Origin of the sequence: Lacinutrix sp. (assembly GCF_023299985.1) — a bacterium.
GTDB lineage: Bacteria > Bacteroidota > Bacteroidia > Flavobacteriales > Flavobacteriaceae > Lacinutrix.
Window position 1 is genome coordinate 1 of sequence record NZ_JALZVX010000168.1, and the last position, 6,770, is coordinate 6,770.

General features: G+C 31.3%; 6 protein-coding genes. 5 read left to right on the forward strand and 1 reads right to left on the reverse strand.

Annotated features, from left to right (window positions below; translation table 11 throughout):
- The 3 genes from gldM to Q0C58_RS09260 form a co-directional block, all read left to right on the forward strand.
- The coding region (gldM, locus tag Q0C58_RS09250; protein WP_290700458.1) for a gliding motility protein GldM at positions 1 to 1,293 on the forward strand (1,293 nt) is incomplete at its 5' end.
- 39 nt (positions 1,294 to 1,332) lie between these two features.
- Positions 1,333 to 2,229, forward strand: coding sequence for a gliding motility protein GldN (gene gldN / locus Q0C58_RS09255; RefSeq protein ID WP_290700462.1), 897 nt, complete (start codon positions 1,333 to 1,335; stop codon positions 2,227 to 2,229).
- Between the two features lie 115 nt (positions 2,230 to 2,344).
- The gene (locus tag Q0C58_RS09260) at positions 2,345 to 3,385 is read left to right on the forward strand and encodes an FAD-binding oxidoreductase (protein WP_290700478.1); all 1,041 of its coding nucleotides are present in this window, start codon (positions 2,345 to 2,347) and stop codon (positions 3,383 to 3,385) included.
- 52 nt (positions 3,386 to 3,437) lie between these two features.
- Here the strand turns inward: Q0C58_RS09260 and Q0C58_RS09265 are convergent, their stop codons facing one another.
- Positions 3,438 to 3,821, reverse strand: a complete 384-nt coding sequence (locus Q0C58_RS09265) for a DUF983 domain-containing protein (RefSeq protein ID WP_290700481.1) — start codon at positions 3,819 to 3,821, stop codon at positions 3,438 to 3,440.
- 86 nt (positions 3,822 to 3,907) lie between these two features.
- Here Q0C58_RS09265 and Q0C58_RS09270 point away from each other — a divergent pair, with 86 nt between their 5' ends.
- Together Q0C58_RS09270 and Q0C58_RS09275 are read left to right on the forward strand one after the other, a co-directional pair.
- Positions 3,908 to 5,815, forward strand: a complete 1,908-nt coding sequence (locus Q0C58_RS09270) for an ABC-F family ATP-binding cassette domain-containing protein (protein ID WP_290700483.1) — start codon at positions 3,908 to 3,910, stop codon at positions 5,813 to 5,815.
- A 76-nt stretch (positions 5,816 to 5,891) separates the two neighbouring features.
- The coding region (locus tag Q0C58_RS09275; protein ID WP_290700486.1) for an HlyD family efflux transporter periplasmic adaptor subunit at positions 5,892 to 6,770 on the forward strand (879 nt) is incomplete at its 3' end.

Sequence of the window (6,770 nt, forward strand, 5' to 3'; positions counted from 1 at the left end):
AAATATCTTGGAGATTTAAAAGAATCTGATATTGTAAAAAATGGGAAATATGAGCTAGAAGATAATGGCGATTTACCATATGAAGAAATGGATAAAGGTGATGCCTTAGACGAACTTTGGTTTACTGGTGATCGATTAACTAAAAGAGGTGATGCAGTAGTTGCAGCTATTGAAAAATATAAAACTGATATCAAAAATATTATCGGTAATGATGTTAAGTGGACTAAAGTTATAGAGAGTTTTGAAGAACGATTCAGTTTAAAAGAAGTAATTGATGGTGAAGGCGTAAAGAAAAAGTGGTTAGATTATCATTTTCAAGGTTTTCCTGCAATAGCATCTTATACTAAGATAACTGCAATGCAAAATGATGTTAAAGCTACTGAAACTAATATGTACAATGGTTTCTTAGGGAACCTTGTAACTGAAGCAGTATCTTTAAAGAATTACAAAGCTATTATTTTAGCAGATAAATCTGCTTTTTTCGCAGGTGAAAAGTTTCAAGGTAGAGTTGTTTTAGGAAAATATGCGAATGTAACACCTACTAAATTAGTTGTTAATGGTCAAGAAATTGATTTGTCTAAAGCTATAGATTCTACAGGAGCTGCACGTTTAGATTTTAATGTAGGTGGTGTTGGTGAAAGAGATATTAAAGGTGAATTTACTTTCTTAGAAGATGGTGAGCCATTACCTATACCAATTATTGGAAACTACGTAGTAGTGCCAAGACCAAATTCTGCAACTATTTCTGCAGACAAAATGAATGTAGTTTATAGAGGTGTTAAAAACCCAATGACTATTTCTTTTGCTGGTGTACCAGATAATAAAGTAACAGCAAGTGCTTCAGGTTTATCTAAAGCAGGTAAAGCAGGTAAGTATAATATGGTTCCAACTTCTGGTAAAGAAGTAACTATTAGTGTAAGTGCTACTTTAGATGATGGTTCTAGAGCTTCAGATAAAGCAATGTTTAGAATTAAAGATATTCCTAAGCCTACAGGTGAATTAGCAGGTATGTCTCAAGGTAAATTACCAAGAGCAAACGTTGCAGCTGGAACTATCAAATCTGTTTTAAAAGATTTTGATTTCGAATTACCATTAACGGTAACTGGGTTTAAGGTAAAAGTACCTGGACAACCAAGTATTACTGTAAGTGGAAGCAAAATGAGTGGTCAAGCTAAAGCAGCAATAAACAAAGCAAGAAGAGGTGACGATGTTACGATTTTTGATATAAAATCAAGATCTACTGGGCCAAAAATCAAACCAGCATCTCCAATTGTTATAGAGTTAGCTAACTAAACTACTTTATAAGTAATTAATAAAAAAAGAAGAAAACAAATGAATTATAAATCTTTATTAGCAGTCGTATTTGGAGTATTAATCTCTACTAGCGCATATGCTCAAGCTAACATTTTAAATGCCAAATCTCCATCTGAGATTGGTGTTAAAACTGAAGAACAAAAAGCTTTAGATAATGACAAGCCATTAGAATATGGTTATGTAGACGATAGAGATATTATGTTTGCTAAAATGACTTGGGAGAAAGTGGTATTAGATGAGCGTGTAAACTTTCCGTTATATTATCCAGTGGATACTAATAATATTGGAAGTAACAGACGTTCATTATACGATGTTTTAACTAAGGCTATTGCAGATGGTAAAATTGAGAATGTTTATAACGATTCTTATTTTACAGCAAAGCGAACAGCTAAAGAAATGATGGACATAACTACTAAAATTGATACTTTAGATTATGGTTTTGATCAGTTTAATGCTGAAGGTCGTGTTGATCCTGAATACATTACTAAAACTGAAATTTCTTCTTATAATGTAAGTGCATATCTTATTAAAGGATTGTGGTATTTCGATAAGCGTCAAGGTGAATTAAAATACCGTTTATTAGGTATTGCACCTGCAGCTCCAGATGTTAACTTTTTAGATTCTGGTGACGAGAACAGTGAGCCAAATCCATTATTTTGGGTGTTCTTTCCAGATGCTAGAGAGGTATTGCATGAGGCAAAATCTTTTAATGATAAAAATAGTGCAATTCCTTTTTCTTTCGATCATATATTAAATTCACGTCGTTTTAATGGAACGATTACTAAAGAAGAAAATGTGTTTGGAGATCGTAAAGTTGAAGATTATATAGCTGAAAATGCTTTAATGCAACTTTTAGAATCTGAAAGGATTAAAGAAAAAATTAGAAACTTCGAGTTAGATATGTGGTCATACTAAAACGAAAATTTTAAAATATTTTAAAACGCTCACTTGTAAAAGTGAGCGTTTTTTTATTCAATAAATTCTATTGTGTCAATCTACTCATGTTAAGTAATCTATTATCTTTGCTACTATGGAAGTTGATTACATTATAGTAGGTTGTGGGTTAGCAGGTATAGCATTTTGTGAGCAATTGATAGCTAATAATAAAACTTTTGTTGTGTTCGATAACAATTCTCAACAATCTTCAACAGTAGCTGGAGGATTATACAATCCTGTAACCTTAAAACGTTTTACTCCAGTTTGGCAAAGTAAAGCGCAATTAGCGCTAGCATTACCAATGTATTCTAAAATTGAAAACCGCTTAAACATTATATTAGATTATAAAATTCCAGTAAGGAAACGGTTCATTTCTTTAGAAGAACAAAATAATTGGTTTGCACGATCAGACAAAGAAGGACTTTCAGATTATATGTCTTTAGAAATTCAGAAGAACAATAATAAAAAAATTAATTCAGAATTTGGTTTTGGTGAAGTTCTAGAAACAGGAAGAATAGATACTAAATTACTTGTTTCAGAATATAAAAAAGACTTAAAAAAACAAAATTTATTAGTTGAAGAGTCTATAGATTACAATAAAATTGTTCAAGGCGAAGGTGTTATAAGATATAACAACATTATTGCCAATTACATTGTTTTTGCGGAAGGTTACGGTATTAAAAAAAATGTTTTTTTTAACACACTACCTTTAGAAGGAAGTAAAGGAGAATTAATAAGTATAAAAGCACCAGATTTAAAATTAGATTACGTTTTAAAATCTAGTGTATTTATAATTCCGTTAGGCAACGATATATACAGAATAGGTTCTACTTATGAGCGTACAGACAAAAATAACATTATTACAACTCAAGCCAAAGAGGAACTTTTAAGCAAGCTTAAAGCTCTTATTTCTTGCGATTTTGAAGTTGTAAATCAAGTAGCAGGAATAAGACCAACTGTTAAAGATAGAAGGCCTTTAGTAGGTAGACACCCAAAACATAAAAATATGTTCGTACTTAATGGTTTAGGAACTAGAGGTGTTATGATTGGTCCTTATGTAGCGAACCAACTCTATAATTATATTGAAAGTAATACTACTTTAGAGAAGGAACTCAATATAGATAGATTTAATTAAACTTAGAAAACACAAGTTATAGTGTAGTTGTAAAATACGATTAAGTGAATAATTATTTTTTAGCCAAAGATTTATCAAAACTAATAAATAAATTTATCCAGATATTTCTAGATAACCTTACAATAATAGGATAGAGTACTAACTGCGACGCTATAATAGCTACTATCGAAATATTAAGTGAGCTTTCAAAAACCAAAAAACTTAATACAAACGCTACAGCTGCAAAAGCAATACCAACACCATAGCTAACATACATAGAGCCATAAAAAAATGAAGGTTCTATTTTATATTTTGTATTACAGTTGCTACAACGTTCATGCATACTAAAAAGCTGCATAACAGCATAAGGGTTTTTATTTGTGTACATAGATTCTTCATGGCATTTTGGGCAAACACCAGTAATTATTCCATAAAGTTTAGATCCTTTATTAAACATATAATTTATGTACTTTTGCAGTCGTTAATTAATAAAGCAAAGTTAAACTATACTGTTTAATTTTGTGTAACATAAGTCACAAATCCATGCTAAATATTCATAATTTATCTATTTCATTTCAAGGAGAATACCTCTTTGAAGACATCACCTTTAAATTAGGAAATGGAGACAGAGTAGGACTTATAGGTAAAAATGGAGCTGGAAAATCCACCATGCTTAAAATTCTAGCTAAAGAGTTAGAACCAGATTCTGGACAAATAGCAGGTGATAAAGAACTTAAAATTGGTTTTTTGAAACAGGACATTGATTTTGTTTTAGGAAGAACAGTATTGGAAGAATCTTACCAAGCTTTTGTAGAAATTAAAGCTATTGAAGCCCAAATGGAGGTTATCAATACCCAATTAGCAGAGCGTACAGACTATGAAAGTGAAGGTTATAATCAATTAATGATTGATTTAAACGAAATCCAACACCAATACGAAATATTAGGAGGCTACAACTATCAAGGTGAAACCGAAAAAATATTACAAGGTTTAGGTTTTAAACGTGAAGATTTTGAAAAGTTGACAGACACCTTTTCTGGAGGTTGGAGAATGCGTATAGAATTAGCGAAATTATTGCTCCAAAATAACGATGTATTATTACTCGATGAGCCAACAAACCACTTAGATATAGAATCTATTATTTGGTTAGAAGGTTTCTTAAGAAATTATGCAGGAGCAGTAGCTATAGTGTCTCACGATAAAATGTTTTTAGATAATGTAACCAATCGTACCATTGAAATCTCTTTAGGTCGCATTTACGATTATCCAAAACCATACACTAAGTATTTGGTGTTACGAGAAGAGTTGAGAACACAGCAACTAGCATCACAAAAAAACCAGCAAAAACAGATAGAGCAAACTGAGAAGCTGATAGAGAAATTTAGAGCAAAAGCTTCTAAAGCCACTATGGCGCAATCGCTTATTAAAAAGCTTGATAAAATAGATAGAATAGAGGTAGATGCTGATGATAACAGTGTGATGACTCTAAATTTTCCAGTCTCAATTACACCAGGAAAAATAGTTGTAGAAACGGAAGCTATTTCTAAAAACTATGGTGAAAACCAAGTATTATCTAAAATAGATTTATTAATAGAGCGTGATGCAAAAACAGCTTTTGTTGGGCAAAACGGACAAGGTAAATCTACTTTAGCAAAAATCCTGGTTGGAGATATCCAACACGACGGATTGCTAAAATTAGGACACAATGTGCAAATAGGATACTTTGCTCAAAATCAAGCAGAATATTTAGATGGAACCAAAACCGTTTTAGATACTATGATTGATGCTGCAAACGAAACTAATAGAAGCAAGGTTCGCGATATTTTAGGATCATTTTTATTTCGTGGAGACGAAGTAGAAAAATATGTTCGTGTATTATCAGGAGGAGAACGTAACCGTTTAGCATTAGCCAAATTAATGCTGTCACCATTTAACGTGCTTATTATGGATGAGCCAACAAATCACTTAGATATAAAATCTAAAAATGTTTTAAAAGAAGCGCTTCAGCGTTTTGAAGGTACTTTAATTTTGGTATCTCACGATAGAGATTTTTTACAAGGTTTAACGTCTACAGTTTACGAATTTAAAGATGAAAAAATAAAGAAGTATTTAGGTGATATAGATTATTATCTTGATAAACGACAAGTAGATAATTTACGTGAAGTAGAGAAGCGTACTGTTACAAAGGAAGCTCCAAAAGAAAAGAATAAGCAGTCTTACGAGGATCAAAAGAAAGTAAAGTCGCTTAATAATAAGTTAAGTAATACAGAGTCTAAAATAAATCAACTTGAAAAAGAAATTAAAGAGATAGACGTAGAGTTAGCTATTAATTACGAGGAAACAGTGTCTAAAGCTAATTTCTTTGAAAATTATCAAGCTAAAAAAGACAAGCTCGATACATTAATGCAAAACTGGGAAGAAATCACATTGCAACTAGAAGCTTTTAGTTAATCTTTTTAAGCTTTCTTTAACGTATAAGGCTTAAACTAAAGCCTAATTTTGCAGTCTTATTATCAAAACTAAATTAATGCGCAAAATTATACTATCCTTAATAGGTGTTTTATTTATTGTAATCGCTTATTTCTTAGCTGAAAGTATTTCAGAAAGTAAAAACAAAAAGAGACCAGTTGCTGCAAAAGTTATAAAAACTGTTTTTGTAGATACTATTCAAAACACCACTATTCCTATTGTTATTCCAGCAAATGGAAACTTAAAAGCAAAACAACGTGTAGAGTTGTATTCTGAGGTACAAGGTGTTTTTCGTTCTGGAAGCCACTTGTTTAGAGCAGGACAAAACTACCGAAGAGGACAGTCTTTAATTCGTGTGGATAATTCAGAGTATTATGCAACGGTTCAATCTGCAAAAAGTAATTTGTATAATTCAATCGCAGCAATTATGCCAGACTTACGTTTAGATTTTCCAGATATATTTCCAAAATGGCAAAGTTATTTAAATGGTTTCGATTTAAATAAAACAACACTAAAGTTGCCAGAGATGACTTCAGATAAAGAAAATTATTTTATTACAGGTCGCGGTATTGTTACTAATTATTTTAATGTAAAAACCTTAGAACAACGTTTAGCAAAGTATACTATTTCTGCTCCTTTTTCAGGGATTTTAACACAAGTGTTAGTTACAGAAGGTTCTTTAATTAGAAACGGACAAAAATTAGGGGAGTTTATTAATCCTTCGGTTTACGAAATGGAAGTTGCATTAAGTAAAACCTATGCTAGCCTTTTAAGAGTTGGTGAAAAAGTAGTTTTAAATAATATTGAAAATACCGAAACATTTTCAGGTAATATTTCTCGTGTTAACGGAAGTATTGATGCTACAACGCAAACCATCTCAGCATTTATTGAAGTTAAAAATGAAAGCTTAAAAGAAGGCATGTATCTTGAAGCTAAC

Excerpts from the sequence above, each read along its gene's own strand:
- Q0C58_RS09270 (WP_290700483.1), top strand. The coding sequence starts at position 3,908 with ATGCTAAATATTCATAATTTATCTATTTCATTTCAAGGAGAATACCTC.
- gldN (WP_290700462.1), top strand. The coding sequence starts at position 1,333 with ATGAATTATAAATCTTTATTAGCAGTCGTATTTGGAGTATTAATCTCT.
- Q0C58_RS09265 (WP_290700481.1), bottom strand. The coding sequence starts at position 3,821 with ATGTTTAATAAAGGATCTAAACTTTATGGAATAATTACTGGTGTTTGC.
- Q0C58_RS09260 (WP_290700478.1), top strand. The coding sequence starts at position 2,345 with ATGGAAGTTGATTACATTATAGTAGGTTGTGGGTTAGCAGGTATAGCA.